Origin of the sequence: Kluyvera sp. CHPC 1.2972, assembly GCF_036759925.1 — a bacterium.
GTDB lineage: Bacteria > Pseudomonadota > Gammaproteobacteria > Enterobacterales > Enterobacteriaceae > Kluyvera.
The window spans coordinates 485,033-511,134 of the sequence record NZ_JAPKIB010000002.1 but is presented as its reverse complement, the minus strand read 5'-3'; the positions used below and the strand labels follow the sequence as shown (position 1 = coordinate 511,134).

At 51.4% G+C, this 26,102-nt stretch carries 46 protein-coding genes; 7 read left to right on the top strand and 39 right to left on the bottom strand.

Annotated features, from left to right (window positions below; genetic code table 11):
• Positions 1 to 316 precede the first annotated feature (316 nt).
• A complete protein-coding gene (locus V6944_RS05975) occupies positions 317 to 871 on the top strand; it encodes a gamma carbonic anhydrase family protein (RefSeq protein ID WP_333498238.1) in 555 nt (184 codons plus the stop codon).
• On the opposite strand, the gene V6944_RS05970 is transcribed toward V6944_RS05975, so the two are convergent.
• From V6944_RS05970 to dprA, 6 genes are read right to left on the bottom strand one after another with little or no spacing between them, the layout of a single operon-like run.
• On the bottom strand, positions 847 to 1,104 hold the full coding sequence (locus V6944_RS05970; protein WP_333498237.1) for a DUF1488 domain-containing protein: 258 nt from the start codon (positions 1,102 to 1,104) through the stop codon (positions 847 to 849). The two genes, V6944_RS05975 and V6944_RS05970, sit on opposite strands and share 25 nt — an antisense overlap.
• Positions 1,101 to 1,919: a shikimate dehydrogenase gene (aroE, locus tag V6944_RS05965; RefSeq protein WP_333498236.1), complete on the bottom strand. Its 819-nt coding sequence runs from the start codon at positions 1,917 to 1,919 to the stop codon at positions 1,101 to 1,103. Before aroE ends, V6944_RS05970 begins: the two co-directional genes overlap by 4 nt.
• 3 nt (positions 1,920 to 1,922) lie before the next feature.
• On the bottom strand, positions 1,923 to 2,495 hold the full coding sequence (gene tsaC, locus V6944_RS05960) for an L-threonylcarbamoyladenylate synthase type 1 TsaC (RefSeq protein ID WP_185668941.1): 573 nt from the start codon (positions 2,493 to 2,495) through the stop codon (positions 1,923 to 1,925).
• Entirely contained in the window at positions 2,488 to 3,042 is a 555-nt protein-coding gene (locus V6944_RS05955; RefSeq protein ID WP_333498235.1) for a DNA topoisomerase family protein, read from the bottom strand. The genes tsaC and V6944_RS05955 overlap by 8 nt, the downstream gene beginning before the upstream one ends.
• A 26-nt stretch (positions 3,043 to 3,068) precedes the next feature.
• Positions 3,069 to 3,542 (bottom strand): DUF494 family protein Smg, encoded by a 474-nt coding sequence (gene smg / locus V6944_RS05950; protein ID WP_123650834.1) that lies wholly within the window; start codon positions 3,540 to 3,542, stop codon positions 3,069 to 3,071.
• The gene (gene dprA, locus V6944_RS05945) at positions 3,514 to 4,638 is read right to left on the bottom strand and encodes a DNA-protecting protein DprA (protein ID WP_333498234.1); all 1,125 of its coding nucleotides are present in this window, start codon (positions 4,636 to 4,638) and stop codon (positions 3,514 to 3,516) included. The genes smg and dprA overlap by 29 nt, the downstream gene beginning before the upstream one ends.
• A 129-nt stretch (positions 4,639 to 4,767) precedes the next feature.
• On the opposite strand from dprA, the gene def reads away from it, so the two are divergent.
• The 5 genes from def (at position 4,768) to mscL (ending at position 9,539) form a co-directional block, all read left to right on the top strand.
• Positions 4,768 to 5,277, top strand: coding sequence for a peptide deformylase (gene def, locus V6944_RS05940; RefSeq protein WP_333498233.1), 510 nt, complete (start codon positions 4,768 to 4,770; stop codon positions 5,275 to 5,277).
• 14 nt (positions 5,278 to 5,291) lie between these two features.
• On the top strand, positions 5,292 to 6,239 hold the full coding sequence (gene fmt, locus V6944_RS05935) for a methionyl-tRNA formyltransferase (protein WP_333498232.1): 948 nt from the start codon (positions 5,292 to 5,294) through the stop codon (positions 6,237 to 6,239).
• A 53-nt stretch (positions 6,240 to 6,292) separates the two neighbouring features.
• Positions 6,293 to 7,582 carry a 16S rRNA (cytosine(967)-C(5))-methyltransferase RsmB gene (gene rsmB, locus V6944_RS05930; protein WP_333498231.1) on the top strand — a complete coding sequence of 430 codons (1,290 nt, stop codon included), beginning with the start codon at positions 6,293 to 6,295 and terminating at the stop codon, positions 7,580 to 7,582.
• Positions 7,583 to 7,603: 21 nt separating this feature from the next.
• Positions 7,604 to 8,980 (top strand): Trk system potassium transporter TrkA, encoded by a 1,377-nt coding sequence (gene trkA / locus V6944_RS05925; protein ID WP_035895001.1) that lies wholly within the window; start codon positions 7,604 to 7,606, stop codon positions 8,978 to 8,980.
• Positions 8,981 to 9,128: 148 nt separating this feature from the next.
• Complete coding sequence (gene mscL, locus V6944_RS05920) at positions 9,129 to 9,539, top strand: large-conductance mechanosensitive channel protein MscL (protein WP_185668947.1); 411 nt, start codon at positions 9,129 to 9,131, stop codon at positions 9,537 to 9,539.
• On the opposite strand, the gene V6944_RS05915 is transcribed toward mscL, so the two are convergent.
• The 31 genes from V6944_RS05915 to rpsJ form a co-directional block, all read right to left on the bottom strand.
• Positions 9,540 to 9,755 carry an alternative ribosome-rescue factor A gene (locus V6944_RS05915; protein ID WP_333498230.1) on the bottom strand — a complete coding sequence of 72 codons (216 nt, stop codon included), beginning with the start codon at positions 9,753 to 9,755 and terminating at the stop codon, positions 9,540 to 9,542.
• A 70-nt stretch (positions 9,756 to 9,825) separates the two neighbouring features.
• Positions 9,826 to 10,239, bottom strand: a complete 414-nt coding sequence (zntR, locus tag V6944_RS05910; RefSeq protein ID WP_333498229.1) for a Zn(2+)-responsive transcriptional regulator — start codon at positions 10,237 to 10,239, stop codon at positions 9,826 to 9,828.
• Positions 10,240 to 10,241: 2 nt separating this feature from the next.
• A complete protein-coding gene (locus tag V6944_RS05905) occupies positions 10,242 to 10,610 on the bottom strand; it encodes a DUF1992 domain-containing protein (RefSeq protein ID WP_333498228.1) in 369 nt (122 codons plus the stop codon).
• Positions 10,611 to 10,719: 109 nt separating this feature from the next.
• Positions 10,720 to 11,106 carry a 50S ribosomal protein L17 gene (rplQ, locus tag V6944_RS05900; protein WP_035894993.1) on the bottom strand — a complete coding sequence of 129 codons (387 nt, stop codon included), beginning with the start codon at positions 11,104 to 11,106 and terminating at the stop codon, positions 10,720 to 10,722.
• 40 nt (positions 11,107 to 11,146) lie between these two features.
• A complete protein-coding gene (locus tag V6944_RS05895) occupies positions 11,147 to 12,136 on the bottom strand; it encodes a DNA-directed RNA polymerase subunit alpha (protein WP_002919219.1) in 990 nt (329 codons plus the stop codon).
• A 25-nt stretch (positions 12,137 to 12,161) separates the two neighbouring features.
• Positions 12,162 to 12,782: a 30S ribosomal protein S4 gene (rpsD, locus tag V6944_RS05890; protein WP_185668950.1), complete on the bottom strand. Its 621-nt coding sequence runs from the start codon at positions 12,780 to 12,782 to the stop codon at positions 12,162 to 12,164.
• Positions 12,783 to 12,815: 33 nt separating this feature from the next.
• The gene (gene rpsK / locus V6944_RS05885) at positions 12,816 to 13,205 is read right to left on the bottom strand and encodes a 30S ribosomal protein S11 (RefSeq protein ID WP_001029758.1); all 390 of its coding nucleotides are present in this window, start codon (positions 13,203 to 13,205) and stop codon (positions 12,816 to 12,818) included.
• A 16-nt stretch (positions 13,206 to 13,221) separates the two neighbouring features.
• A complete protein-coding gene (gene rpsM, locus V6944_RS05880; RefSeq protein ID WP_013364454.1) occupies positions 13,222 to 13,578 on the bottom strand; it encodes a 30S ribosomal protein S13 in 357 nt (118 codons plus the stop codon).
• A 146-nt stretch (positions 13,579 to 13,724) separates the two neighbouring features.
• Positions 13,725 to 13,841, bottom strand: a complete 117-nt coding sequence (rpmJ, locus tag V6944_RS05875; protein WP_000868187.1) for a 50S ribosomal protein L36 — start codon at positions 13,839 to 13,841, stop codon at positions 13,725 to 13,727.
• A gap of 31 nt (positions 13,842 to 13,872) precedes the next feature.
• On the bottom strand, positions 13,873 to 15,204 hold the full coding sequence (secY, locus tag V6944_RS05870; RefSeq protein WP_035894987.1) for a preprotein translocase subunit SecY: 1,332 nt from the start codon (positions 15,202 to 15,204) through the stop codon (positions 13,873 to 13,875).
• Between the two features lie 7 nt (positions 15,205 to 15,211).
• Positions 15,212 to 15,646, bottom strand: a complete 435-nt coding sequence (gene rplO / locus V6944_RS05865; RefSeq protein WP_035894986.1) for a 50S ribosomal protein L15 — start codon at positions 15,644 to 15,646, stop codon at positions 15,212 to 15,214.
• 3 nt (positions 15,647 to 15,649) lie between these two features.
• The gene (rpmD, locus tag V6944_RS05860; protein ID WP_003863301.1) at positions 15,650 to 15,829 is read right to left on the bottom strand and encodes a 50S ribosomal protein L30; all 180 of its coding nucleotides are present in this window, start codon (positions 15,827 to 15,829) and stop codon (positions 15,650 to 15,652) included.
• Between the two features lie 3 nt (positions 15,830 to 15,832).
• On the bottom strand, positions 15,833 to 16,336 hold the full coding sequence (gene rpsE, locus V6944_RS05855; protein WP_015962744.1) for a 30S ribosomal protein S5: 504 nt from the start codon (positions 16,334 to 16,336) through the stop codon (positions 15,833 to 15,835).
• A 14-nt stretch (positions 16,337 to 16,350) separates the two neighbouring features.
• Complete coding sequence (rplR, locus tag V6944_RS05850) at positions 16,351 to 16,704, bottom strand: 50S ribosomal protein L18 (protein ID WP_000358960.1); 354 nt, start codon at positions 16,702 to 16,704, stop codon at positions 16,351 to 16,353.
• A gap of 9 nt (positions 16,705 to 16,713) precedes the next feature.
• On the bottom strand, positions 16,714 to 17,247 hold the full coding sequence (gene rplF / locus V6944_RS05845; RefSeq protein ID WP_185668951.1) for a 50S ribosomal protein L6: 534 nt from the start codon (positions 17,245 to 17,247) through the stop codon (positions 16,714 to 16,716).
• Positions 17,248 to 17,259: 12 nt separating this feature from the next.
• Complete coding sequence (rpsH, locus tag V6944_RS05840) at positions 17,260 to 17,652, bottom strand: 30S ribosomal protein S8 (protein WP_003031127.1); 393 nt, start codon at positions 17,650 to 17,652, stop codon at positions 17,260 to 17,262.
• Positions 17,653 to 17,682: 30 nt separating this feature from the next.
• On the bottom strand, positions 17,683 to 17,988 hold the full coding sequence (gene rpsN / locus V6944_RS05835; RefSeq protein WP_035894983.1) for a 30S ribosomal protein S14: 306 nt from the start codon (positions 17,986 to 17,988) through the stop codon (positions 17,683 to 17,685).
• 14 nt (positions 17,989 to 18,002) lie between these two features.
• Positions 18,003 to 18,542, bottom strand: a complete 540-nt coding sequence (gene rplE / locus V6944_RS05830) for a 50S ribosomal protein L5 (RefSeq protein WP_064541635.1) — start codon at positions 18,540 to 18,542, stop codon at positions 18,003 to 18,005.
• Between the two features lie 14 nt (positions 18,543 to 18,556).
• Positions 18,557 to 18,871 (bottom strand): 50S ribosomal protein L24, encoded by a 315-nt coding sequence (gene rplX, locus V6944_RS05825; protein WP_035894981.1) that lies wholly within the window; start codon positions 18,869 to 18,871, stop codon positions 18,557 to 18,559.
• Between the two features lie 10 nt (positions 18,872 to 18,881).
• Positions 18,882 to 19,253: a 50S ribosomal protein L14 gene (gene rplN / locus V6944_RS05820; RefSeq protein WP_000613954.1), complete on the bottom strand. Its 372-nt coding sequence runs from the start codon at positions 19,251 to 19,253 to the stop codon at positions 18,882 to 18,884.
• Positions 19,254 to 19,416: 163 nt separating this feature from the next.
• A complete protein-coding gene (rpsQ, locus tag V6944_RS05815) occupies positions 19,417 to 19,671 on the bottom strand; it encodes a 30S ribosomal protein S17 (RefSeq protein WP_333498227.1) in 255 nt (84 codons plus the stop codon).
• Positions 19,671 to 19,862: a 50S ribosomal protein L29 gene (gene rpmC, locus V6944_RS05810; RefSeq protein ID WP_002919754.1), complete on the bottom strand. Its 192-nt coding sequence runs from the start codon at positions 19,860 to 19,862 to the stop codon at positions 19,671 to 19,673. Before rpmC ends, rpsQ begins: the two co-directional genes overlap by 1 nt.
• Entirely contained in the window at positions 19,862 to 20,272 is a 411-nt protein-coding gene (gene rplP / locus V6944_RS05805) for a 50S ribosomal protein L16 (protein ID WP_035894979.1), read from the bottom strand. The genes rpmC and rplP overlap by 1 nt, the downstream gene beginning before the upstream one ends.
• 12 nt (positions 20,273 to 20,284) lie before the next feature.
• A complete protein-coding gene (gene rpsC / locus V6944_RS05800) occupies positions 20,285 to 20,983 on the bottom strand; it encodes a 30S ribosomal protein S3 (RefSeq protein ID WP_006817277.1) in 699 nt (232 codons plus the stop codon).
• 17 nt (positions 20,984 to 21,000) lie between these two features.
• Positions 21,001 to 21,333 (bottom strand): 50S ribosomal protein L22, encoded by a 333-nt coding sequence (rplV, locus tag V6944_RS05795; RefSeq protein WP_035894978.1) that lies wholly within the window; start codon positions 21,331 to 21,333, stop codon positions 21,001 to 21,003.
• 14 nt (positions 21,334 to 21,347) lie between these two features.
• Positions 21,348 to 21,626, bottom strand: coding sequence for a 30S ribosomal protein S19 (gene rpsS, locus V6944_RS05790; protein WP_001138117.1), 279 nt, complete (start codon positions 21,624 to 21,626; stop codon positions 21,348 to 21,350).
• 16 nt (positions 21,627 to 21,642) lie between these two features.
• Positions 21,643 to 22,464, bottom strand: a complete 822-nt coding sequence (rplB, locus tag V6944_RS05785) for a 50S ribosomal protein L2 (protein ID WP_035894977.1) — start codon at positions 22,462 to 22,464, stop codon at positions 21,643 to 21,645.
• 17 nt (positions 22,465 to 22,481) lie between these two features.
• The gene (rplW, locus tag V6944_RS05780; RefSeq protein ID WP_000617546.1) at positions 22,482 to 22,784 is read right to left on the bottom strand and encodes a 50S ribosomal protein L23; all 303 of its coding nucleotides are present in this window, start codon (positions 22,782 to 22,784) and stop codon (positions 22,482 to 22,484) included.
• Positions 22,781 to 23,386: a 50S ribosomal protein L4 gene (rplD, locus tag V6944_RS05775; protein WP_003031119.1), complete on the bottom strand. Its 606-nt coding sequence runs from the start codon at positions 23,384 to 23,386 to the stop codon at positions 22,781 to 22,783. Before rplD ends, rplW begins: the two co-directional genes overlap by 4 nt.
• 10 nt (positions 23,387 to 23,396) lie before the next feature.
• Complete coding sequence (gene rplC, locus V6944_RS05770) at positions 23,397 to 24,026, bottom strand: 50S ribosomal protein L3 (protein WP_035894971.1); 630 nt, start codon at positions 24,024 to 24,026, stop codon at positions 23,397 to 23,399.
• Between the two features lie 32 nt (positions 24,027 to 24,058).
• Positions 24,059 to 24,370: a 30S ribosomal protein S10 gene (gene rpsJ / locus V6944_RS05765; protein ID WP_001181005.1), complete on the bottom strand. Its 312-nt coding sequence runs from the start codon at positions 24,368 to 24,370 to the stop codon at positions 24,059 to 24,061.
• Positions 24,371 to 24,746: 376 nt separating this feature from the next.
• On the opposite strand from rpsJ, the gene V6944_RS05760 reads away from it, so the two are divergent.
• Positions 24,747 to 25,223, top strand: a complete 477-nt coding sequence (locus V6944_RS05760; protein WP_442910719.1) for a prepilin peptidase — start codon at positions 24,747 to 24,749, stop codon at positions 25,221 to 25,223.
• On the opposite strand, the gene bfr is transcribed toward V6944_RS05760, so the two are convergent.
• Positions 25,207 to 25,683 (bottom strand): bacterioferritin, encoded by a 477-nt coding sequence (gene bfr, locus V6944_RS05755; RefSeq protein WP_185668953.1) that lies wholly within the window; start codon positions 25,681 to 25,683, stop codon positions 25,207 to 25,209. The genes V6944_RS05760 and bfr overlap by 17 nt on opposite strands.
• Positions 25,684 to 25,755: 72 nt before the next feature.
• Positions 25,756 to 25,950 (bottom strand): bacterioferritin-associated ferredoxin, encoded by a 195-nt coding sequence (bfd, locus tag V6944_RS05750; RefSeq protein ID WP_035894970.1) that lies wholly within the window; start codon positions 25,948 to 25,950, stop codon positions 25,756 to 25,758.
• Between the last annotated feature and the right edge of the window lie 152 nt (positions 25,951 to 26,102).

The following is a 26,102-nucleotide window of genomic DNA, read 5'->3' as shown; positions in this document are numbered from 1 at the left end:
CTTTCGCTCACTGTTGCGAGGTGGCGTATATTACGCTTTCCTCTTTCAGAGTCAACCCTCATTTTCAGGTTTTTCTCTTCAACTGAACCAGCTAGTTAGTGTGAAGTGATTCACGTTTGCCGTCTCAGTGGGTGCGCATTATAGGGAACTTTGTTTTTCGCACAACCCCTTTTCTCACTTTTTTTTCTAAGTGTCGCTTTTTCACGCTTTTTGCGTCGTAAGTGTGCAATTTGCTTAATTTTTGAGATGAGAAACAGCCAATTTGGGCCGATAATGGGAAGAAATCTCACCATGACACCGTTTTAAAGAGGTAAACATGTCTGCCGTTTTACGTCGCTATAAAGATTTATTCCCCGTCATCGGCGATCGCGTGATGATCGACGACTCTAGCGTGATCGTTGGCGACGTTCGTCTAGCCGATGATGTCAGCATCTGGCCACTGGTAGCTGCACGCGGTGATGTTAACTACATTCAGATTGGCGCCCGCAGTAATATCCAGGATGGCAGCGTTCTTCACGTCACGCATAAATCAGCGAAAAACCCAGAAGGCAATCCGCTGATCGTTGGTGAGGATGTGACGGTCGGACATAAGGTCATGTTGCACGGCTGCACTATAGGCAATCGCGTACTGGTTGGTATGGGTTCTATCTTACTGGACGGTGTCGTCGTAGAAGACGATGTGATGATTGGTGCCGGTAGCCTGGTCCCGCAACATAAGCGTCTGGAAAGTGGTTATCTTTATCTTGGCAGTCCGGTGAAACAGGTTCGTCCGTTGAAAGAGGCCGAACTGGAAGGGTTACGCTATTCGGCCAATAACTATGTGAAGTGGAAAGACGACTATCTGGATCAGGACAACCAAACCCAACCCTGATTATCTTCCTGCTGTTCACGAATAAGATCGCTGGCTTCCTCTTCCAGATCCCAGCGATTTTCGCAAAACAGCGAGAGCCACTGTTGAGGTGTCTCGCCACCAAAGCGGCGCACTATGACCTCAGCCCTGAGCGCGCACGTTAGCTGCATGCCGTTCACCAGTGCAGGGAAACAAACGGCCTCCACGTCCTCACGCCACTCTTCACGCTCGGGAAATTGGATCGCCTGGTTCATACACCCAGCTCGCGTTTTAGCGATGCAATCACCGGTTCGACATCCGGCAGAATCCCGTGCCACAGTAATACCGCATGAGCAGCCTGACCCACCAGCATACCGAGCCCATCAGCATAGCGTTTAGCGCCGTGCTCGGCACACCATGCGAGAAATGCGGTATCACCTTTCTGATAGAACATGTCATAGCAGCAAACATGGTGGTTAATCAGCGACTCGGGGATTGGTGGCGTTTCTCCGGCAATGCCGCTGGAAGTTGCATTTATGATGAGATCGAATTCGTGTCCGGAAAGCGCGGCCATTGGGATGGCATTGACGCTACCAGTATGACGGAACAGCTCCGCTAATGTTTGGGCACGAGCATGCGTACGGTTGGTCAGCGTCACATTACAGTCCAAAGAGAGTAATGGCAGCAGCACACCACGGGCAGCCCCACCTGCGCCAATCAGCAGTACACGATAGCCAGGCTTAATCAGCCCCAGGCGTTCCAGATCGCTCAGCAGGCCAATACCATCGGTGTTATCGCCGAGAATTCGCCCATCATTAAGACGTTTAAGCGTGTTGACCGCCCCTGCTAGCGCAGCGCGTTCCGTCAGCTCATCCGCGCGGGCAAACGCCTCTTCTTTAAAAGGCACCGTGACATTGGCCCCTTTTCCGCCCTGCTGGAAGAAGGCGTTTAGCGTATCGACGAAACCGTCCAGCGGCGCCAGCATACGCCCATAGGGGTGGGCGATACTCAACTGTTCGGCAAACTGCTGATGAATGAACGGCGATTTGCTGTGCGCAATCGGGTTACCAAAAACAACGTAGCTTTCCACGGTTTACCCCTGGCGAAAACGTTCGCCCGTCAGGGCATCAAGTATTTCAGATGGATTCAGTCGCCCCCCGGTCGGCGCATCAACCACCGGGAAATCATCACCAAACTGCGCAAGCACTTCGGCGGTGGTCCGGCACGGCGGCAGACCGGTCAGGTTTGCGCTGGTAGAAACCAACGGTTTACCGTAGGCCTCACAGAGTGCAATCACCACTGGGTGATCCGTGACACGAACGGCCAACGAGCTAAAACGACCGGTTAACCAACCTGGCGTGGTTGATTTCGCCGGGAAGACGAAAGTCACCGGGCCCGGCCAACGCGCAAACACAGTGGCGCGCTGCGCTTCGGTCAGCATGCTGTCGTCAATATAAGGTTTAAGCTGATCAAAGCTTGCGGCGATCAGGATTAATCCTTTCTCTACCGGGCGCTGTTTCAACGCCAGCAGGCTCATGACGGCTTCTTCACTGTCGGGATCGCAACCAACGCCAAATACGGCTTCGGTTGGATAAGCGATGACTTCTTTATTGTTCAGAGCGACAACCGCACGCTGTACGGCCTCTGATGGCAGGTTTTTATTCACTGATTTGTTTCGCCGGTACCGGCTTTCCACATTGTTTGCTGGCACAAAAGCGTTTTACGCCCTGCGCCGTTTTCTTTTCGATAAGCAGCGGGTAATGGCACTCGGGGCACTCCCCCGCTACCGGAGTGAAGTTAATGACGAACTGGCATTCCGGATAGCGATCGCAGGAATGGAAGTTTTTACCAAAGCGAGAACGGCGCTGCACCAGGTGCCCTTGCTGACACGCGGGACAGACGATTGCCGTTTCATCTGGTTTATCAATAACCTCAGTGTGTTCACATTCAGGATACTGGCTGCATCCAATGAACATGCCAAAGCGCCCCTGGCGCAACACCAGTACGGCACCACACTCTGGACACGACTGACCCTCCAGAATTTTAACGATATGCCCGTCCGCCTGGCTTTTCAGGGGGCGAACATAATCGCATTCCGGATAATGGGAACAGCCCAGAAACGGCCCGTGCTTACCGGACCGTATAACCAGTTCAGCCCCGCACTGCGGGCAGGGCTCGTTTTTAGGCACCGAAAACAGTGCAGATTTGACCATAACAACTCTTGATGCCACAAAATGAATTAGTGCAGCATACCTTCATTCGTCTCGAAGAGTAATTCTTCCATTTGTTGATAGGCGTTTTCGCAGCCCGGAAGATTGAACAGAACCATCAAAATGACCCACTTCAGCTCTTCCAGCTCAAACTCTGCAGTATCCAACGCCATGACGCGTTCAATCACCATTTCCCGCGTTTCGAGGTTCAGCACCTGAATCTGCTCAAGGAATAACAGGAATCCCCGGCAACTGGCATCCAGTCGTTGGCTCTCTTCCTCGGTAAAAATACGCACGGAGAGAGGGTCGGACGCAAGCTGCATCGGTTCTACGAGGCCTTCCTGATAGTCGGCGAGCTTTTCCAGCCATATTAGCGCGTTGAAGATATCTTCACGTTCGAACCCTGCATCGGTAAGATCCCGAGTCAGTTTGTCCTGATCCACGCGCATGTCTGTTTCTGTATGGATGTAGGTCTCAAACAAATACATTAGTACGTCGAACATGGCCTGCCCTCCTTAATCGGACATAGCCGCCGGGTACAGCTGCGATCCACCCTGCTAACTCCAGTTCAAGTAGCTGAGCCACGGTCACTGGCACAGGTTGGCCGGCACGTTCAGCGACGACGTCAACAGGTGTTACCTCATCTCCTACGTTAGCCAGGAGCTCAGGAAATGGCAATGCTACACATTCCTTATCTGCACAATTATTTATCATTTCGGGCGGTTCGGACAAATGTCTGTTTAATCCAGGAAAAAGCGCCAGAATATCCTCAGGTTCCGTCACCACTATCGCCCCCTGCTTGATAAGCCAGTGCGGCCCTTCCATGCCAGGATTTCCCAGCGGGCCGGGTATCGCAAACACCTCTCGCCCTTGCTCGAGTGCGCACCTCGCTGTCACTAACGAGCCGCTGCGTAGCGCGGCCTCCACCACCAGGACGCCACGACTCAGACCGCTGATGATGCGGTTACGACGGGGGAAGTGATACGGCGCAGGCGCGGCACTTAACGGAAACTCAGAAACCAGCGCCCCGCCATGTTCTACAATCTGCTCGGCTAGCGCTCGGTGTCGATGGGGATAAATATGATCCAGGCCGCTGCCCAGAATGGCGATGGTCTTTCCCTCCACCTGCAGGGCGCTACGATGCGCCACACCATCAATACCCAATGCCAGACCACTGGTAATGGTCACACCCTGCCGTGCCAGCGCCTCACAAAAGTACCGCCCCCACCGTTCGCCATAGTGTGAATGATGACGGCTACCGACGACCGCAAGCTGCGAGGAGCGTAATAATGTGAGATCGCCGCGTACATACAGCACGGCGGGATAATCCCGGATAGCACGAAGCGGTTCTGGATAATAAGGAGAGCCGGCGAGTAAAAGGTGGCTACCCGGTATGTCCAGCCAGCGCTGATTGGCCTCTATCTCGGTCTGCGTTAGCGCAAAAAATCGTTCGGCCTGCTTAATGCTAAACCCTAACGCACAGAGCGTCTGGCGAGTGATATCACTTTCCTGGCGAAGCGTGCAAAGCGCATGCAGCATCTCATCGCCATACAAATCATTTACCTTCACCAGCCGGAAGGCGATCTCTTCTGGCGACATCCTTTCCCCCTTGCCACATGCGGCATCAGCAATCCTTGCGATTGGTCACTGATGCTGTCAATTAGAGGGGGTTTTGTCTAGAATAGAGGTAATAATCTTTCCTACTCCTGAACAGAACTCTGGATATTTATGGCAGTTTTGCAAGTATTACATATCCCGGACGAGCGTCTTCGCAAAGTCGCCGCACCGGTCAAAGAAGTAAATGAAGAAATTCAGCGAATTGTCGACGATATGTTCGAGACAATGTACGCCGAGGAAGGTATTGGCCTGGCGGCAACGCAGGTCGATATTCATCAACGCATTATCGTCATTGATGTTTCCGAAAATCGTGACGAACAGCTGGTGCTAATCAACCCTGAGTTGCTGGAAAAAGACGGCGACACCGGGATTGAAGAAGGCTGTCTGTCCATTCCTGAACAGCGCGCGCTGGTTCCACGTGCCGAACACGTAAAAATCCGTGCTGTCGATCGTAACGGTAAGCCATTCGAGCTTGAAGCCGATGGTCTATTGGCTATCTGCATCCAGCATGAGATGGACCACTTAGTTGGCAAACTATTTATCGATTACCTTTCTCCGTTAAAACAGCAACGTATTCGTCAGAAAGTTGAGAAACTGGATCGCCTGAACGCGCGTGCCTAAGGATAAGGATTAACGTGTCAGATTCACTACGTATTATTTTTGCGGGTACCCCTGACTTTGCAGCGCGTCATCTCGACGCGCTGTTGTCGTCTGAGCACCAGGTCGTTGGCGTATTTACCCAGCCAGATCGTCCTGCCGGTCGCGGTAAGAAACTGATGCCAAGCCCAGTCAAAGTACTGGCGGAAGAGAAAGGCATTCCGGTCTTTCAGCCGGTTTCACTGCGCCCTGAAGAAAACCAGAAGCTGGTCGCTGACCTGCAGGCCGACGTAATGGTCGTGGTCGCCTACGGGCTTATCCTGCCAAAAGCAGTGCTGGCTATGCCACGTCTCGGCTGCATCAACGTTCATGGGTCTCTACTTCCGCGCTGGCGCGGCGCCGCACCGATTCAGCGTTCGCTGTGGGCGGGTGATAGCGAAACCGGCGTCACCATCATGCAGATGGATGTAGGTCTGGATACGGGGGATATGCTGCACAAGCTCTCCTGCCCGATTACCGCTGAAGATACCAGCGCTAGCCTCTACAATAAGCTGGCCGAACTGGGCCCTCAGGGGCTGCTGCATACGTTGCATCTCCTGGCGACCGGTACCGCTAAACCTGAAGTGCAGGATGAAGCGCTGGTCAGCTACGCTGAGAAACTTAGCAAAGAAGAAGCGCTTGTTGACTGGATGCTCAGTGCAACACAGCTCGAGCGCTGCATCCGTGCTTTCAACCCGTGGCCAATGAGCTACATCGTCATTGACGAGCAGCCAGTAAAAATCTGGCAGGCAACGGTGATTGATAAACCTGCCGGCGCCGAACCTGGTACCATCCTGGAAGCAACTCGCCAGGGGATTCAGGTCGCTACCGGAGACGGAATCCTCAATCTTATTTCGCTGCAACCTGCGGGTAAGAAAGCGATGAGCGCACAGGATCTGCTGAATTCACGCCGGGAGTGGTTCATTCCCGGTAACCGTCTGCTTTGACGGTTCATACCTTTTAAAGCCCGGAGTCTCCGGGCATTTTTATTTTTGCGGTTATGAAAAAACATCTTAATTTACGCAGTATGGCGGCGCAGGCCGTGGAACAGGTCGTTGAAAAAGGCCAGTCGTTAAGCAATGTGCTGCCTGCATTGCAGCAAAAAGTGGCCGATAAAGATAAAGCACTATTGCAAGAGCTGTGCTTCGGCGTGCTGCGCACACTTTCTCAGTTGGAATGGATGATTCAACAGCTGATGGAGCGCCCGATGACGGGGAAGCAGCGCACCGTTCACTATCTGATTATGGTTGGCTTCTATCAATTGCTGCATACCCGCATTCCCCCACACGCCGCGCTGGCCGAAACCGTTGAAGGTGCCGTGGTCATCAAACGTCCTCAGCTCAAAGGGCTGATCAACGGGGTATTACGCCAGTTTCAACGTCGTCAGGAAGAGCTGCTGTCTGAATTTTCCCAAAGCGAACTGCGTTTTCTGCACCCATCCTGGCTGGTGAAACGCATCAAGAATGCCTATCCGCTACAGTGGGAAGCCATTCTTGAGGCCAACAACCAACGCCCGCCAATGTGGCTACGCGTCAACCGTAACCACCATACCCGCGATGCCTGGTTAGACTTACTGACGGAAGCAGGCATGACCGGTTTCCCGCACCCGGATTATCCAGATGCCGTGCGTCTGGAAACACCGGCGTCAGTATTAGCGTTGCCAGGCTTCGAACAGGGTTGGGTTACCGTACAGGATGCATCCGCTCAGGGTTGCATGCGTTACCTGCTGCCGGAGAACGGTGAACAGATCCTGGACCTGTGCTGCGCGCCTGGGGGCAAGACCACGCATATTCTCGAAGTCGCACCGCAGGCTGACGTGCTGGCCGTTGATGTTGATGAAAAGCGCCTGTCACGTGTTTACGACAATCTTAAGCGCCTGGGTATGAAAGCGACCGTTAAACAGGGCGATGGTCGCTATCCAGAGCAATGGTGCGGCGAGCAGCTGTTCGATCGTATCCTGCTGGATGCACCCTGCTCCGCCACCGGGGTTATTCGTCGTCACCCGGACATCAAGTGGCTGCGCCGCGACCGCGATATCCCTGAGCTGGCTCAGCTACAGGCTGAAATTCTCAACGCCACCTGGGCTCACCTGAAGTCGGGCGGTACGTTAGTTTATGCAACCTGCTCTATCCTGCCAGAAGAGAACCAGCAGCAGATTGCCGCGTTCCTGGCGCGGACACCGGATGCCGTGCTCAGCGAAACAGGAACGCCTGAAAAGCCGGGTCAACAGAATTTACCGGGTGCAGAAGAAGGCGATGGTTTCTTCTACGCTAAGCTAATCAAGAAGTGATGAGATAACGGGTCGCAACTGATGAAAATTATCATTCTGGGTGCCGGGCAGGTTGGCGGCACGCTGGCGGAAAACCTGGTCGGGGAAAATAACGACATCACAATCGTCGATACTAACGGCGAGCGTCTGCGCAGCCTGCAGGACAAATTCGACCTGCGCGTTGTCCAGGGTCACGCTTCTCATCCCCGGGTACTGCGCGAAGCGGGTGCCGATGATGCCGACATGCTCGTCGCGGTGACTAGTTCAGATGAAACCAACATGGTTGCCTGCCAGGTGGCCTACTCGCTGTTCAACACGCCAAACCGTATTGCCCGTATCCGTTCGCCGGACTATGTGCGCGATGCGGAGAAACTGTTCCACAGCGATGCCGTGCCTATCGATCACCTGATTGCGCCAGAGCAGCTGGTCATCGATAACATCTATCGACTGATTGAGTATCCGGGTGCGCTGCAGGTGGTGAACTTTGCCGAAGGAAAGGTAAGCCTGGCAGTAGTTAAAGCCTACTACGGCGGGCCTCTGGTGGGTAATGCGCTCTCGACTATGCGCGAACATATGCCGCATATCGATACCCGCGTAGCCGCTATTTTCCGTCACGATCGTCCCATTCGCCCGCAGGGCTCAACGATCGTTGAGGCCGGGGATGAAGTCTTCTTTATTGCCGCATCACAGCATATTCGGGCGGTAATGAGCGAGCTTCAGCGTCTGGAGAAACCGTACAAGCGCATTATGCTGGTCGGCGGCGGGAACATCGGTGCAGGCCTGGCGCGCCAGCTGGAAAAAGATTACAGCGTGAAGTTGATTGAACGTAATCAACAGCGTGCGGCGGAGCTTGCTGAAAAGCTGCAGAATACGATCGTTTTCTTTGGCGATGCATCGGATCAAGAATTGCTGGCGGAAGAGCATATCGATCAAGTTGATCTGTTTATTGCCGTCACCAATGATGATGAAGCCAATATTATGTCAGCGATGTTGGCCAAGCGGATGGGCGCCAAGAAAGTGATGGTGCTCATTCAGCGAAAAGCCTACGTTGATCTGGTACAGGGTAGCGTTATCGATATTGCGATCTCCCCGCAGCAGGCGACGATTTCCGCACTGCTGAGCCACGTGCGTAAAGCGGATATTGTGGGCGTCTCGTCTCTGCGCCGCGGCGTTGCCGAAGCCATCGAGGCCGTCGCGCACGGTGATGAAAGTACTTCACGTGTTGTGGGCCGCGTCATCGATGAAATTAAACTACCGCCGGGTACGATTATTGGTGCAGTGGTACGCGGAAATGATGTGATGATTGCTAATGACAATTTACGCATTGAGCAAGGCGACCACGTGATTATGTTCCTGACCGATAAAAAATATATTTCGGACGTGGAACGGTTGTTCCAGCCAAGTCCCTTCTTCCTTTAATTCCCCAAAGGCGCTCAATAGAGCGCCTTTTTTATTAACCCGCTATTATTTATGGGTTAATTAATACCGCCATATTTATTATCACCAATGGAAAATAGATAAACATTTGTTAAACTTATAAACGTCAGCTAGCACAAGGGAGAATAAAATGAGCATTATTAAAGAGTTTCGCGAATTCGCGATGCGAGGAAATGTTGTCGATTTGGCAGTGGGTGTCATTATTGGTGCAGCGTTTGGCAAGATTGTATCGTCATTAGTTGCGGACATCATCATGCCGCCGCTGGGGCTACTCATTGGTGGGATTGATTTCAAACAGTTCGCGGTAACGCTGCGCGATGCGCAAGGTGATGTACCGGCAGTGGTCATGCACTACGGTGTGTTCATCCAGAACATCTTCGATTTTGTGATTGTTGCCTTCGCCATCTTTATGGCGATAAAACTGATCAACAAGCTTAACCGTAAGAAAGAGGAGCCAGCTGCTGCTCCTGCACCAACCAAAGAAGAAGTGCTGCTGTCTGAAATTCGTGACCTGCTGAAAGAACAGAACAACCGTTCTTAATCAGGCTACAGAAAGCAGAAAGCCAGTGGTAAAAAAGCGCATCGCTTGTTTGCCACTGGCCTCCCGCCCATACCCCTTACCGTGTTTTTCTTTCCGCAGATAGCTACCTTTCCCTTTCTTATTTTTCTCTACGCGCTGACGAAACAGTGGGTCATGTAATAGGGCTTCGATGGCATTGTCTTTAATCTGCCCCTTTGTGTGTTGATAGCGGCTCATAACATCTCCTGATTGTGTGTTTATTACGCGGCGAGTGTAGATCTAATTATGTAAACACTCAACTCGCATTTTACGATGCTCCCGCCCCTTCTTCCAGAATCCCGAGGATAGAACAGTGCTGGCTGCTATGCGCAGTCCCGCAGCAGGCATCATTAAGCTGTTTCAGCGCGCGCTGCATTGCCTGAAGTTCTTCAATGCGGGACTCCACTTCGCTCAAACGAGCCTGCACGATCCCTTTTGATTCCTGGCAGGTGTGGTGAGCGGGATCAACGCGGATCGAAAGTAATTCACGGATCGACTCAAGGGTGAACCCCAACTGTCGAGCATAGCGAATAAACTTCAAACGCTGAAGATCGTCTGTCGTATAAAGGCGAAACCCGCCTTCAGTACGAATATCATGACTCATCATCTGCTGCTTTTCATAATAGCGCACGGTATCCGGTGTCACGCCGGCAAGCTTTGACAATTCGCCAATGCGGTACATAGCTACTCCTCGTTTATTTTACTCATCAGCTTATCGGCGTAGTCACCGCGCAGAAAATCAGTGCTTAATCCTGCTTGCTGCAACTTCAGTTCCATCAGCGCCAGTCGACGGCTCAGTTCCTGGTATCTCTCATCTTCCCGACGAATGCCTTTCAGCAAATCCGCTAATTCAACGGCCTGCTTACGCTGCTCAAGTTCTGGAGGCAAACACCCCGCATTCTTCAACAACCGATAGCCAGAACGCAACGCTTCGGGTACGGCTGAATCATCATCTAGTATCAGTGGTTCACCCTGACCAGGCAGGTTATCAAACTCACCTTTGCGCTGCGCGTCGGTAATATGGCGTTCGGCCCATTGATCCAGTAACCACATGCACCTACTCCGGAGAAATGAACAGAAAAGATACGACTATTGTAGAAGGGTGGGGATGATGGGGATATAAAAAAACCCGCCGAGGCGGGTTTTTTTACTTTACTACAGATTACTCTGCAGCTGCTTCTGCTTTCGATTCTGAACGATCAACCAGCTCGATGTAAGCCATCGGCGCGTTGTCGCCTGCACGGAAGCCACACTTCAGAATGCGAGTGTAACCACCGGTACGGCTCGCGAAACGCGGGCCCAGTTCGTTAAACAGTTTTGCCACGATCTCGTTATCACGAGTACGGGCGAATGCCAGACGACGATTAGCAACGCTATCAGTCTTGGCAAGAGTAATCAGCGGCTCAACTACGCGACGCAGTTCTTTCGCTTTAGGCAGGGTCGTCTTGATGATTTCATGACGAACCAGTGAACCTGCCATGTTGCGGAACATAGCCTGGCGATGGCTGCTGTTGCGGTTCAGTTGACGACCACTCTTACGATGGCGCATGACCTTATCCTTCTCAGTAAAACCTTAACCTGTGATCCGGTTACTCGTCAGCAATGCTTGCCGGCGGCCAATTTTCCAGGCGCATGCCCAGAGAAAGACCACGTGAGGCCAGCACGTCTTTAATCTCAGTAAGAGATTTTTTACCCAGGTTAGGCGTCTTAAGAAGCTCAACCTCGGTACGCTGTACCAGATCACCGATATAGTGGATAGCTTCTGCCTTGAGGCAGTTAGCAGAGCGGACAGTCAATTCCAGATCGTCAACAGGGCGCAGCAGGATCGGATCGAATTCTGGTTTCTCTTCTTTCACTTCCGGCTGACGTACATCACGTAAGTCAACGAAAGCTTCCAGTTGTTCTGCCAGGATGGTTGCCGCACGACGAATCGCCTCTTCAGGATCGATTGTGCCGTTGGTTTCCATTTCGATGACCAGCTTGTCCAGGTCGGTACGCTGTTCTACACGCGCTGCTTCAACATTGTAGGCAATACGCTCTACAGGGCTGTAGCATGCGTCGACCAACAGACGTCCGATCGGGCGCTCATCTTCTTCCGAATGAATTCGGGCAGAAGCCGGCACATAACCGCGACCGCGCTGAACTTTGATACGCATGCTGATAGCTGCGTTCTCATCGGTCAGGTGGCAGATCACGTGCTGCGGCTTGACGATTTCGACATCCCCATCATGGGTGATATCGGCTGCGGTCACAGGGCCAATGCCAGATTTATTCAAGGTAAGAATAACTTCATCTTTACCCTGAACTCTCACCGCCAGCCCTTTCAGGTTGAGCAGGATTTCAAGGATATCTTCCTGAACGCCTTCTTTGGTGCTGTACTCATGAAGTACACCATCAATCTCAACCTCGGTCACCGCGCAACCCGGCATCGATGAGAGCAGAATACGGCGCAGTGCGTTACCCAGAGTATGGCCAAAGCCACGCTCTAAAGGCTCAAGGGTCACCTTGGCGTGCGTCGAACTCACTTGCTCGATATCTACCAGGCGCGGTTTTAGAAACTCTGTCACAGAACCCTGCATTGTGTCCTCTCTTTGGTACTAAGCTTTACTTGGAGTAAAGCTCGACGATCAGGTGTTCGTTAATGTCCGCAGACAGATCAGAACGCTCAGGCTGACGCTTGAACGTGCCTTCCATCTTGCCAGCATCAACTTCCAGCCAGGTTGGCTTTTCACGCTGTTCAGCCAGCTCCAGAGCGGCTTTAACGCGAGATTGCTTTTTCGCTTTCTCACGGATGCTAACAACGTCATTCGCTTTAACCTGATAAGAAGCGATGTTAACAACACGACCGTTTACCATGACTGCTTTATGGCTAACCAGCTGACGTGCTTCTGCACGAGTGGCGCCAAAGCCCATACGGTATACTACGTTGTCCAGACGACCTTCCAGCAGAGCCAACAGGTTTTCACCGGTGTTGCCTTTCAGACGTGCTGCTTCTTTGTAATAGTTACGGAACTGACGCTCCAGCACGCCGTAGGTACGACGAACTTTTTGCTTTTCACGCAACTGCACACCATAGTCAGACAGACGCGGTTTACGCGCACCGTGCTGGCCAGGAGCTTGTTCAATTTTACACTTGGTATCGATCGCGCGAACGCCAGACTTAAGGAATAAGTCGGTGCCCTCACGACGGCTCAGCTTGAGCTTAGGACCCAAATATCTTGCCATTTTCTTTCTCCAACAAACCTGGAAAACGAAGCGTTATACGCGACGTTTCTTCGGCGGACGACAACCGTTATGAGGGATCGGAGTCACATCAGTAATATTAGTGATGCGGAAACCAGCGGCGTTCAGAGCACGAATAGTAGATTCGCGGCCTGGACCCGGACCTTTAACCATAACTTCCAGATTCTTGATGCCGTATTCTTTAACGGCGTCAGCGCAACGCTCTGCTGCAACCTGAGCTGCAAACGGAGTGGATTTACGCGAACCACGGAAACCGGAACCACCGGCTGTTGCCCAACCCAGCGCATTACCCTGACGATCGGTAATAGTTACGATGGTGTTGTTAAAAGAAGCATGGATATGAGCCACGCCATCAGAGACTTGTTTTCTTACACGCTTACGTGCACGAACTGGTGCCTTTGCCATTATTCAATCACCCCGATTATTTCTTGATCGGTTTGCGCGGACCCTTACGGGTACGTGCGTTGGTCTTGGTACGCTGGCCGCGAACCGGGAGACCACGACGATGACGCAAACCGCGATAGCAACCAAGATCCATCAGGCGCTTGATGCTCATGCTAATTTCACGGCGCAGATCACCTTCAACGACAAATTTGGCAACTTCGTCACGCAGCGTGTCGATTTGTCCTTCAGACAGCTCACTGATCTTAACATTTTCAGCGATACCCGCAGCAGCCAGGATGGCTTTAGAACGGGTCTTGCCGACGCCATAGATCGAGGTTAACGCGATCACAGCATGTTTCTGATCAGGAATGTTAATGCCTGCTATACGGGCCACTATGCACTCCTACTATTTAATATGTACGCACCATGCTGAAAAGCCCGTTTTCAGGATACTCAAATGGAAACGCACAGACATACAAAAGATTGGCTGGCTAATCTAGCCAGCTCAACCCAACTTTGCAAGAAAAATATGCGAATAAATCAGCCTTGGCGCTGTTTATGCTTTGGCTCGGCGCTGCAAATCACACGGATGACACCATCACGCTTAACGATTTTGCAGTTACGGCATAATTTCTTGACGGAAGCACGAACTTTCATTTTTACTCTCCGTAACTTCTCGGGCGACCTTTTAGCGGCTATAGCCTTTGAGGTTCGCCTTCTTCAATGCAGACTCGTACTGACTTGACATCATCAGAGTTTGCACTTGAGCCATAAAGTCCATAATCACGACAACAACGATCAGTAGCGATGTCCCACCGAAGTAGAACGGCACTTTCATTGCATCACGCATGAACTCCGGGATCAGGCAGATAAAAGTAATATACAACGCACCAACGAGAGTTAGGCGAGTCATTACTTTATCGATATACTTCGCCGTTTGCTCTCCCGGACGAATTCCTGGTACAAATGCACCGGACTTCTTCAGGTTATCTGCTGTTTCACGCGGGTTGAAGACCAACGCCGTGTAGAAGAAACAGAAGAAGATGATTGCAGACGCATAGAGTAACACATAAAGCGGTTGCCCAGGCTGCAAATACAGCGAAATTGTTGTCAGCCAGTTCCAACCGGTACCGCCCCCGAACCATGACGCGATGGTCGCAGGGAACAGAATAATACTGGAAGCGAAGATTGCTGGGATTACCCCGGCCATATTCACTTTCAGCGGTAAATGTGTGCTCTGTGCAGCATAGACACGACGACCCTGCTGACGTTTTGCGTAGTTTACCACAATGCGGCGTTGACCACGTTCAACGAATACAACAAAGAACGTCACTGCAAATACTAATACTGCAACCAACAGCAACAGGAGGAAGTGCAGGTCGCCTTGACGCGCTTGCTCGATAGTATGGGCAATGGCTGGCGGGAGTCCCGCAACGATACCAGCGAAGATAATGATTGAGATACCGTTGCCGATACCACGCTCAGTAATCTGTTCGCCGAGCCACATCAGGAACATAGTCCCTGTAACCAGACTCACAACAGCGGTGAAATAGAATGCAAAGCCTGGATTGATTACCAGGCCCTGCATACCAGGCATATTCGGTAAACCGGTAGCAATACCGATAGACTGGAATATTGCCAGCACCAGAGTGCCGTAACGGGTGTACTGGCTGATCTTACGACGACCAGACTCCCCTTCTTTCTTGATTTCTGCCAGCGTTGGATGAACCACCGTCAGCAGCTGGATAATAATCGATGCCGAAATATACGGCATGATACCCAGGGCAAAGATAGAAGCACGGCTGAGAGCACCACCAGAGAACATGTTAAACATTTCAATGATGGTGCCTCGCTGTTGCTCAAGCAGTTTGGCAAGTACAGCGGCATCAATACCAGGGATCGGAATAAAAGAGCCAATACGGAACACAATAAGCGCACCGATTACAAACAACAGTCTGCGTTTCAGCTCGCCTAAGCCACCTTTGGCACTTTGAAAATCTAATCCCGGTTGTTTAGCCATCTGCTACTTATTCCTCGATTTTACCGCCAGCAGCTTCGATAGCAGCACGAGCGCCTTTAGTAACACGCAGGCCACGAACAGTTACCGGGGTAGAAACCTCACCAGACAGAATCACTTTCGCGAACTCGATCTGAATACCGATAATGTTAGCTGCTTTCAGCGTGTTCAGGTCAACAATACCGCCTTCCACTTTCGCCAGGTCAGACAGACGAACTTCCGCTGTAATCGCTGATTTGCGAGAAGTGAAGCCGAATTTCGGCAGACGACGGTACAGTGGCATCTGGCCACCCTCGAAACCACGACGTACGCCACCGCCAGAACGAGACTTCTGACCTTTGTGACCACGACCGCCGGTTTTGCCGAGGCCAGAACCGATACCACGACCCAGACGGCGACCCGCCTTTTTAGAGCCTTCGGCCGGAGACAGAGTATTTAAACGCATCTCTTACTCCTCAACTTTAACCATGAAGTAAACCGCGTTGACCATACCACGAACAGCAGGAGTATCCTCGCGTTCTACGGTGTGACCAATACGACGCAGACCCAGGCCAAGCAGCGTTGCCTTGTGTTTCGGCAGACGACCGATTGCACTGCGGGTTTGAGTAATTTTAATAGTCTTTGCCATGGTTTATTTCCCCAGAATTTCTTCAACGGATTTACCACGCTTGGCAGCGACCATTTCCGGAGATTTCATATTTTCCAGACCGTCGATAGTTGCACGAACCACGTTAATCGGGTTGGTGGAACCATACGCTTTAGCCAGAACGTTACGAACCCCAGCGACTTCCAGGACGGCGCGCATTGCACCACCGGCGATGATACCGGTACCTTCAGAAGCCGGCTGCATGAATACACGAGAACCCGTGTGAGTACCCTTAACTGGGTGCTGCAGGGTGCCGGTATTCAGCGCGACGTTAATCATATTGCGACGGGCTTTTTCCATCGCTTTCTGGATCGCTGCTGGAACTTCACGCGCTTTACCGTAACCAAAACCAACGCGACCGTTACCATCACCAACTACAGTCAGAGCTGTGAAGGAGAAAATACGACCACCTTTAACGGTTTTAGATACGCGGTTTACCGCGATCAGCTTTTCCTGCAGTTCGCCAGCTTGTTTTTCGATGTGAGCCATCTTACACCTCTACCTTAGAACTGAAGGCCAGCTTCACGGGCAGCATCTGCCAGTGCCTGGACGCGACCATGATATTGGAACCCGGAACGGTCAAAGGACACATCTTTGATGCCTTTTTCCAGAGCGCGTTCAGCGACAGCTTTACCCACAGCTGCTGCAGCGTCTTTGTTACCGGTGTACTTCAGTTGTTCAGCGATAGCTTTTTCTACAGTAGAAGCAGCTACCAGAACTTCGGAACCGTTTGGTGCAATGACCTGTGCGTAAATATGACGCGGGGTACGATGTACCACCAGGCGAGTTGCACCCAGCTCCTGGAGCTTGCGGCGTGCGCGGGTCGCACGACGGATACGAGCAGATTTCTTATCCATAGTGTTACCTTACTTCTTCTTAGCCTCTTTGGTACGCACGACTTCGTCGGCGTAACGAACACCCTTGCCTTTATAAGGCTCAGGACGACGGTAGGCGCGCAGATCAGCTGCTACCTGACCGATCACCTGCTTATCAGCGCCTTTCAGCACGATTTCAGTTTGAGTCGGACATTCAGCAGTAATACCTGCAGGCAGCTGATGCTCAACAGGGTGAGAGAAGCCTAAAGACAGGCTTACTGCATTCCCTTTGATCGCTGCACGATAACCTACACCAACCAGCTGAAGCTTTTTAGTGAAGCCTTCGGTAACACCGATAACCATTGAGTTCAGCAGGGCACGCGCGGTACCAGCCTGAGCCCAGCCGTCTACGTAACCATCACGTGGACCGAAGGTCAGGGCATTATCTGCCTGTTTAACTTCAACAGCATCGTTGAGAGTACGAGTCAGCTCGCCGTTCTTACCTTTGATCGTAATAACCTGACCGTTGATTTTTACATCAACGCCGGCAGGAACAACGACCGGTGCTTTAGCAACACGAGACATTTTTTCCTCCGATTAGGCTACGTAGCAGATAATTTCGCCACCAAGACCAGCCTGGCGCGCTGCACGATCAGTCATAACACCTTTAGAGGTAGAAACAACCGCGATACCCATGCCAGCCATAACTTTTGGCAGCTCGTCTTTGCGCTTATAAATACGCAGACCTGGGCGACTAACACGCTGAATGCTTTCTACAACAGCTTTACCCTGGAAATACTTAAGAGTAAGTTCCAGTTCCGGCTTGGTGTCGCCTTCAACTTTAAAATCTTCAATAAAACCTTCTTCCTTCAGCACGTTGGCAATTGCCACTTTCAGCTTGGAGGAAGGCATGGTGACCGCAGCTTTATTCGCGGCCTGACCGTTACGGATACGGGTCAGCATATCCGCGATCGGATCTTGCATGCTCATCTGTCTTTACTCCCGTGATTCAATTGGTAATTACCAGCTAGCCTTTTTCAAGCCTGGTACTTCACCGCGCATAGCGGCTTCACGAAGCTTGATACGGCTCAACCCGAACTTGCCCACATAGCCATGCGGACGACCAGTTTGACGGCAGCGTTTACGCTGACGAGACGGGCTGGAATCACGCGGCAGAGACTGCAGCTTCAGAACAGCATTCCAACGATCTTCGTCGGTTGCGTTCACATCAGAGATGATAGCTTTGAGTTCAGCGCGTTTAGCGAAGAATTTATCAGCTAAAGCTACGCGCTTTACTTCGCGTGCTTTCATTGATTGCTTAGCCATTCAGTAACCCTACCTTACTTGCGGAACGGGAAGTCAAAGGCAGCCAGCAGAGCACGGCCTTCTTCGTCAGATTTCGCAGTAGTGGTGATGGTAATATCCAAACCACGTACGCGGTCGACTTTATCGTAGTCGATTTCTGGGAAGATGATCTGCTCACGGACACCCATGCTGTAGTTACCACGGCCGTCGAATGACTTAGCGGACAAGCCACGGAAGTCACGGATACGTGGTACAGCAATAGTGATCAGGCGCTCAAAGAACTCCCACATGCGTTCGCCACGCAGAGTTACTTTACAGCCGATCGGATAGCCCTGACGGATTTTGAAGCCTGCAACTGATTTGCGTGCTTTGGTGATCAACGGCTTTTGACCGGAGATTGCTGTCAGATCAGCTGCTGCGTTATCCAGCAGTTTCTTGTCAGCGATCGCTTCACCAACACCCATGTTCAGGGTGATCTTCTCGACCCGAGGGACTTGCATGACAGAATTGTAGTTAAACTCAGACATGAGTTTAGCGACTACTTCGTCTTTGTAGTAATCATGCAGTTTCGCCATCGTACTACTCCAAATTACTTGATAGTTTCGCTATTAGACTTGAAGAAACGGACTTTTTTGCCGTCTTCGAATCTAAAGCCTACACGGTCAGCCTTGCCGGTAGCCGCGTTGAACAGTGCAATGTTAGAGATCTGAATAGCTGCTTCTTTCTCTACAATGCCGCCTGGTTGGTTCAGAGCCGGAACCGGCTTCTGGTGTTTCTTAACCAGGTTGATACCTTCAACGATAACCTTGCCGGAAGACAAGACATTCTTAACTTTACCGCGTTTACCTTTATCTTTACCGGTTAACACGATAACTTCGTCATCACGACGGATTTTCGCTGCCATGATTCGCTCCTTAGAGTACTTCTGGTGCCAGAGAGATAATTTTCATGAACTTCTCGTTACGAAGTTCACGAGTTACCGGCCCAAAAATACGCGTACCGATAGGTTGCTCGCTGTTATTGTTTAAAATAACGCATGCATTACCATCGAAGCGAATGACAGAACCGTCCGGGCGACGAACACCCTTCTTGGTGCGCACCACTACCGCCTTCAGCACATCACCTTTTTTGACCTTACCACGTGGAATTGCTTCCTTGATGGTGATCTTGATGATGTCGCCTACGCCTGCGTAGCGACGGTGCGAGCCACCCAGAACCTTGATACACATTACGCGACGTGCACCGGAGTTGTCGGCGACGTTCAGCATAGTCTGTTCTTGGATCATTTTAGTGCTCCGCTAATGTCAACTACTACTGAGACCCGAATTCAGGTCGTTAAAAAGCCCCATATCGAGGGCGCGGCATTATAACACCGCTTCAACGATAAGGGTAGAAAAAATAAACGGCTCATCGCTGAGCCGTTTATTCGTATCGAGAACGAGTACTGTATTACAGAACCGCTTTCTCTACAACGCGAACCAGCGTCCAGGACTTAGTCTTGGACAGTGGACGGCATTCACGGATTTCAACCTTGTCGCCGATACCACATTCGTTGTTCTCGTCATGTACGTGCAGTTTGGTCGTACGTTTGATGAATTTGCCGTATACCGGGTGTTTCACCATACGTTCGATAGCAACAACAAGGGATTTCTCCATTTTTGCGCTAACTACGCGACCTTGCAGAGTACGGATTTTATCGGTCATTACGCACCCGCCTTCTGAGTCAGTAAAGTCTTAACGCGTGCAACATCACGACGAACCTGCTTCAGCAGGTGAGTCTGTTGCAGCTGGCCACTGGCAGCCTGCATGCGCAGGTTGAACTGCTCACGCAGCAGGTTCAGCAGCTCAGCGTTCAGCTCTTCAACGCTTTTTTCACGCAGCTCTTTTGCTTTCATTACATCACCGTCTTAGTTACAAAGGTGGTTTTGATCGGCAGTTTCGCTGCAGCGAGGCCGAATGCTTCACGGGCCAGCTCTTCCGGGACACCGTCCATTTCATACAGGACTTTACCCGGCTGGATCAAGGCAACCCAATACTCCACGTTACCTTTACCTTTACCCATACGCACTGCCAGCGGTTTCTCGGTGATCGGTTTGTCCGGGAATACACGGATCCAGATCTTACCTTGACGCTTAACTGCACGGGTCATTGCACGACGTGCTGCTTCGATCTGACGTGCAGTCAGACGACCACGGCCAACAGCTTTCAGGCCGAAGCTGCCGAAGCTAACATCCGTACCCTGCGCCAGACCGCGGTTACGGCCTTTGTGCACTTTACGGAATTTTGTACGCTTTGGTTGTAACATCAGCGACGCTCCTTATTTACGGCCTTTACGCTGCTGCTTTTTAGGTTGAGCAGCCGGTTCCGGTTGTTCAACAGCAGCCATACCACCCAGGATCTCACCTTTGAAGATCCATACCTTAACGCCGATTACACCGTAAGTGGTGTGCGCTTCAGAGGTGTTGTAGTCGATGTCAGCACGCAGAGTGTGCAGAGGTACGCGACCTTCGCGGTACCATTCGGTACGTGCGATTTCCGCGCCGCCCAGACGGCCGCTAACTTCAACTTTAATACCCTTCGCGCCCAGACGCATTGCGTTCTGTACAGCACGCTTCATAGCACGACGGAACATAACGCGACGTTCCAGCTGTGAAGTGATGCTGTCAGCAACCAATTTAGCGTCCAGTTCAGGCTTACGAACTTCAGCGATATTGATCTGTGCAGGAACGCCAGCGATATCCGCTACGACCTTGCGCAGTTTTTCTACGTCTTCGCCTTTCTTACCGATTACGATGCCCGGACGAGCAGTGTGAATGGTCACACGGATGCTCTTAGCCGGACGCTCGATAACGATACGAGATACGGACGCCTTAGCCAGTTCCTTAGTCAGGTACTGACGTACTTTAAAATCGCTGTCCAGGTTGTCAGCGAATTCTTTGGTGTTCGCAAACCAAGTAGAGTTCCATGGTTTTACAATACCCAGGCGAATACCATTAGGATGTACTTTCTGACCCATTGCTAGTCTCCAGAGTCTCAGCGATCGGACACAACCACAGTGATGTGGCTGGTGCGCTTCAGGATGCGATCTGCACGACCTTTAGCACGCGGCATAATGCGCTTCATGCTTGGGCCTTCGTCTACGAAAATTTTCGTAACTTTCAGATCATCAATGTCAGCGCCATCGTTGTGTTCAGCGTTAGCAATGGCAGATTCCAGAACTTTCTTGACCAGTACAGCCGCTTTCTTATTGGTGTAGGTCAGAATTTCCAGCGCCTGCGACACTTTCTTACCGCGAATCAGGTCAGCAACAAGGCGAACCTTCTGAGCAGAAGAACGAGCATGGCGATGTTGAGCTAAAGTTTCCATCTCTTCCTCCTACCTTATTTCTTCTTCGCTTTTTTATCAGCAGCGTGGCCGCGATAAGTACGAGTCGGTGCGAATTCACCCAGTTTGTGACCAACCATTTCGTCGGTTACAAATACTGGAACGTGCTGACGACCATTATGGACAGCGATGGTCAAACCGATCATGTTAGGAAAGATCGTTGAACGACGGGACCAAGTGCGCAGGGGCTTCTTGTCTCCGCTTTCCACCGCTTTCTCTACCTTCTTCAGCAAGTGCAGGTCAATAAAAGGACCTTTCTTGAGAGAACGTGGCATGGCTTATCCTCTAAAATTATTTGCTACGGCGACGTACGATGAATTTATCAGTACGCTTGTTGCTGCGGGTCTTCTTACCTTTGGTCTGCAGGCCCCACGGGGATACCGGGTGCTTACCAAAGTTACGACCTTCACCACCACCATGTGGGTGGTCGACTGGGTTCATCGCGGTACCGCGAACGGTAGGACGAACACCACGCCAGCGTGCAGCACCTGCTTTACCCAGAACGCGCAGCATATGCTCAGCATTGCCAACTTCGCCCAGAGTCGCACGGCATTCTGCTTCGACTTTACGCATTTCACCAGAACGCAGACGCAGGGTGACATAAGCACCATCGCGAGCAACGATCTGAACGTAAGTACCAGCGGAACGTGCCAGCTGACCGCCTTTACCTGGTTTCATTTCTACGTTATGAACGGTAGAACCAACCGGGATATTGCGCATCGGCAGGGTGTTACCTGCTTTGATTGCAGCATCAACGCCAGACTGAATCTGGTCGCCAGCTTTCAGGCCTTTAGGGGCCAGGATGTAACGACGTTCGCCGTCTTTGTACAGAACCAGCGCGATGTTCGCGGAGCGGTTCGGATCGTACTCAAGACGTTCAACAATTGCCGGGATACCGTCTTTGTTGCGTTTGAAGTCAACAATACGGTAAGCCTGCTTGTGACCACCACCGATGTGACGAGTGGTGATACGGCCATTGTTGTTACGACCACCGGATTTGCTGTTTTTTTCAACCAGCGGAGCAAAAGGTTTGCCCTTGTGCAGCTCTGGGTTGACCACTTTAACGACGTGGCGACGACCCGGAGATGTCGGTTTACATTTAACAACTGCCATTGTATTACTCCTCCGACTTACTCAGCGCCGCCGACGAAGTCCAGATTCTGGCCTTCCTTCAGGGTGACGTAAGCTTTTTTCCAGTCGCTACGACGACCGATACGCTGTCCGTGACGTTTAACTTTCCCTTTAACTACCAGGGTGTTAACGACTTCGACTTCGACTTCAAACAGTTTCTGCACAGCAGCTTTGATTTCTGCTTTGGTCGCGTCTTTGGCAACTTTGAGAACGATGGTATTGGTTTTTTCCATCGCAGTAGACGCTTTTTCAGAAACGTGCGGTGCGCGCAGCACCTTCAGCAGACGTTCTTCACGAATCATGCCAGCATCTCCTCAACTTGCTTAACAGCATCAGCAGTCATTACGACTTTGTCGAAGGCGATCAGGCTAACCGGGTCGATACCAGTTGCATCGCGTACGTCAACCTTGTGCAGGTTGCGCGCAGCCAGGAACAGGTTTTCGTCCAGCTCACCGGTGATGATCAGCACATCTTCCAGAGCCATGTCTTTCAGTTTCTGTGCCAGCAGCTTAGTTTTAGGCGCTTCAACAGAGAATGATTCGACAACGATCAGACGATCCTGACGTACCAGTTCGGACAGGATGCTTTTCAGCGCGCCGCGGTACATCTTTTTGTTAACTTTTTGACTGTGGTCCTGTGGACGAGCAGCAAAGGTCACGCCACCTGAACGCCAGATCGGGCTCTTGATAGAACCTGAACGCGCACGGCCGGTACCTTTCTGGCGCCATGGCTTTTTGCCTGAACCAGTTACTTCAGCACGAGTCTTCTGAGCACGAGTACCCTGACGAGCACCAGCTGCATAAGCAACAACAACCTGGTGAACCAGCGCTTCGTTGAAATCACGACCGAAGGTAGTTTCGGAAACAGTCAGCGCGCTCTGCGCGTCTTTCAATACTAATTCCATTGCTATCCCCTTACGCCTTCACAGCTGGTTTAACGATCAGGTCGCAACCGGTCGCACCCGGAACACCACCTTTAACCAGCAGCAGGTTGCGCTCAGCGTCAACGCGTACTACGTCAAGGCTCTGAACGGTGACACGTTCGTTACCCATCTGACCTGCCATTTTCTTGCCTTTGAACACTTTGCCCGGAGTCTGGTTCTGACCGATAGAACCCGGAACGCGGTGAGACAAGGAGTTACCGTGAGTAGCGTCCTGGGTACGGAAGTTCCAGCGCTTAACGGTACCAGCGAAACCTTTACCTTTAGAGGTACCGGTTACGTCAACTTTTTTAACGTCAGCAAACAGTTCAACGCTAATGTCCTGACCAACGGTGTATTCTTCACCATCTGCCAGACGGAACTCCCACAGGCCGCGGCCAGCTTCTACGCCAGCTTTAGCGAAGTGACCAGCTTCCGGCTTGGTTACACGGTTAGCTTTTTTAGCACCAGTGGTAACCTGAACAGCGCGATAGCCATCGTTAGCCAGATCTTTGATCTGAGTAACGCGGTTTGCTTCAACTTCGATAACGGTTACTGGGATAGAAACGCCATCTTCAGTGAAGATGCGGGTCATACCCACTTTTTTACCGACTAAACCAATCATTGTATCAACCTCTCAATCGCTCGATGACCTGATTAACCCAGGCTGATCTGCACGTCTACACCGGCAGCCAGGTCCAGACGCATCAGAGCATCAACGGTTTTTTCAGTTGGCTCAACGATGTCAACCAGACGCTTGTGAGTGCGAATTTCGTACTGATCACGCGCGTCTTTGTTGACGTGCGGGGAGATCAGAACGGTAAAGCGCTCTTTGCGGGTCGGCAGCGGGATCGGACCACGGACTTGCGCACCAGTGCGCTTAGCAGTCTCGACGATTTCCGCGGTTGATTGATCGATCAGACGATGATCAAACGCTTTCAGGCGGATACGGATTCTTTGGTTCTGCATGAGACCAGAGCTCCAATTATTTTATAGACGAAATAGTTACTCCTCAAACCCATTACGATTGATGGGAGAGTGTAACCGTTCTTACAGAGTTCCCCAATTGGGAACATTGTCTGGTATCGCTTACGCAGTACCGGTGGTTCATATTGAACCGCTGTCTATATTAGACAAGCCCGCGCATTATACACGTATACCCATACTAAGCAAGCCGCGTTTATAAATTAGTCAGTAAAGCCCGGAAGACAGTTCGCATAATTACTGCACAAACGGCAACGGTGTGTATTCGTCTGGATAGCCCCTCGTGAAAACGTACATCGCCCGTTGCCGCCTTTCTCTTCGCCCCACACACTGTCGGCATGACCTCTTATGGAAACCAATCATGATACTTCCGGCCCTCCCCTTCTTTCTTCTCTATGCCGTACTCAATGTCATCCTGTGCTGGCAAGACTACCGCACCGGGTTATTGCGTGACGGCCTAACCTGCCCTCTTCTTTGGGCCGGGCTCTTAAGTCAGCTCTGCCTGAACCCAACAAAGAGTAACGAGGCGCTATGGGGAGCGATTGCAGGCTATTGCACAATGGCGCTCTTTTACTGGGGATACCGCGCACTACGACGCCGTGAAGGCTTAGGGTATGGTGACGTGAAGTATGTAGCAGCGCTCGGCGCCTGGCACGGCTGGCAATCTCTACCGCTGCTTGTGTTGGTGGCTACGTTGCTGGCGTGTGGGTTTATCGCGGGGAGGGCGCTGTGGCTGCATCAGGCGGAGAATATAAAAAACCCGCTGCCTTTTGGACCCTTTCTGGGAGCGGCGGGTTTTATTATGGCGGGCTTATCGACTTTTAGCCTTCAACCTTAATTTGCGACTGCAGGTAGTTCTGCAGACCAATTTTGCCGATCAGATCCAGTTCGGTCTCCAGCCAGTCAATGTGATGTTCTTCCTCGGTGAGGATAGTAATCAACATATCGCGGCTGACGTAATCATGGACGCTATCAGCATAGGCGATAGCTTCACGCAGATCCTTCGCGCCGTCCAGTTCAAGCTTTAAGTCGGACTGCAGCATCTCTTCGACATCTTCGCCGATATGCAACTTGCCAAGATCCTGCAGGTTAGGGATCCCTTCAAGAAACAGAATACGCTCGATGTACTGATCGGCGTGTTTCATTTCATCGATGGATTCGTGGTATTCAATATCGTTGAGGCGCATCAGGCCCCAGTTTTTGAACATTCTCGCATGGAGAAAGTATTGGTTGATTGCGACAAGCTCGTTTCCCAATAATTTATTGAGATAATTTATTATCTTAACATCACCTTTCATTATATAGACCCTCCGCTTCCACTTATTGAAGCGTAGAACGGCCTACCGGGATGTCAAAAAAGAAATCCGGGCTCAGGCAATCTCTTTGAACTCTGGCATTTGCATTAATTCGTCTTCCATCACCTCACGTGCAGCACGAACGCATTTACCACATTGATTTCCAATAGGAATGCATTTTCTTAATTGCTGGAAAGACTGCGGATGAAACTGGCGTACTGCCTGGCGAATTTTTTTATCGCTGACGCCATTACACAAACAAACGTACATAACCACTCCCGTTCAATTTCTGAACAAAGTGTAAGTGAGAATAATTATGATTACAATAGCCAGGCGCGACAAGCGGCGTGAAATAAGGGATCAAATCGTGCGGAAAATAGAGTGGGGACAAAAAACAGAAAGCAAAAAGGGCACCGAAGTGC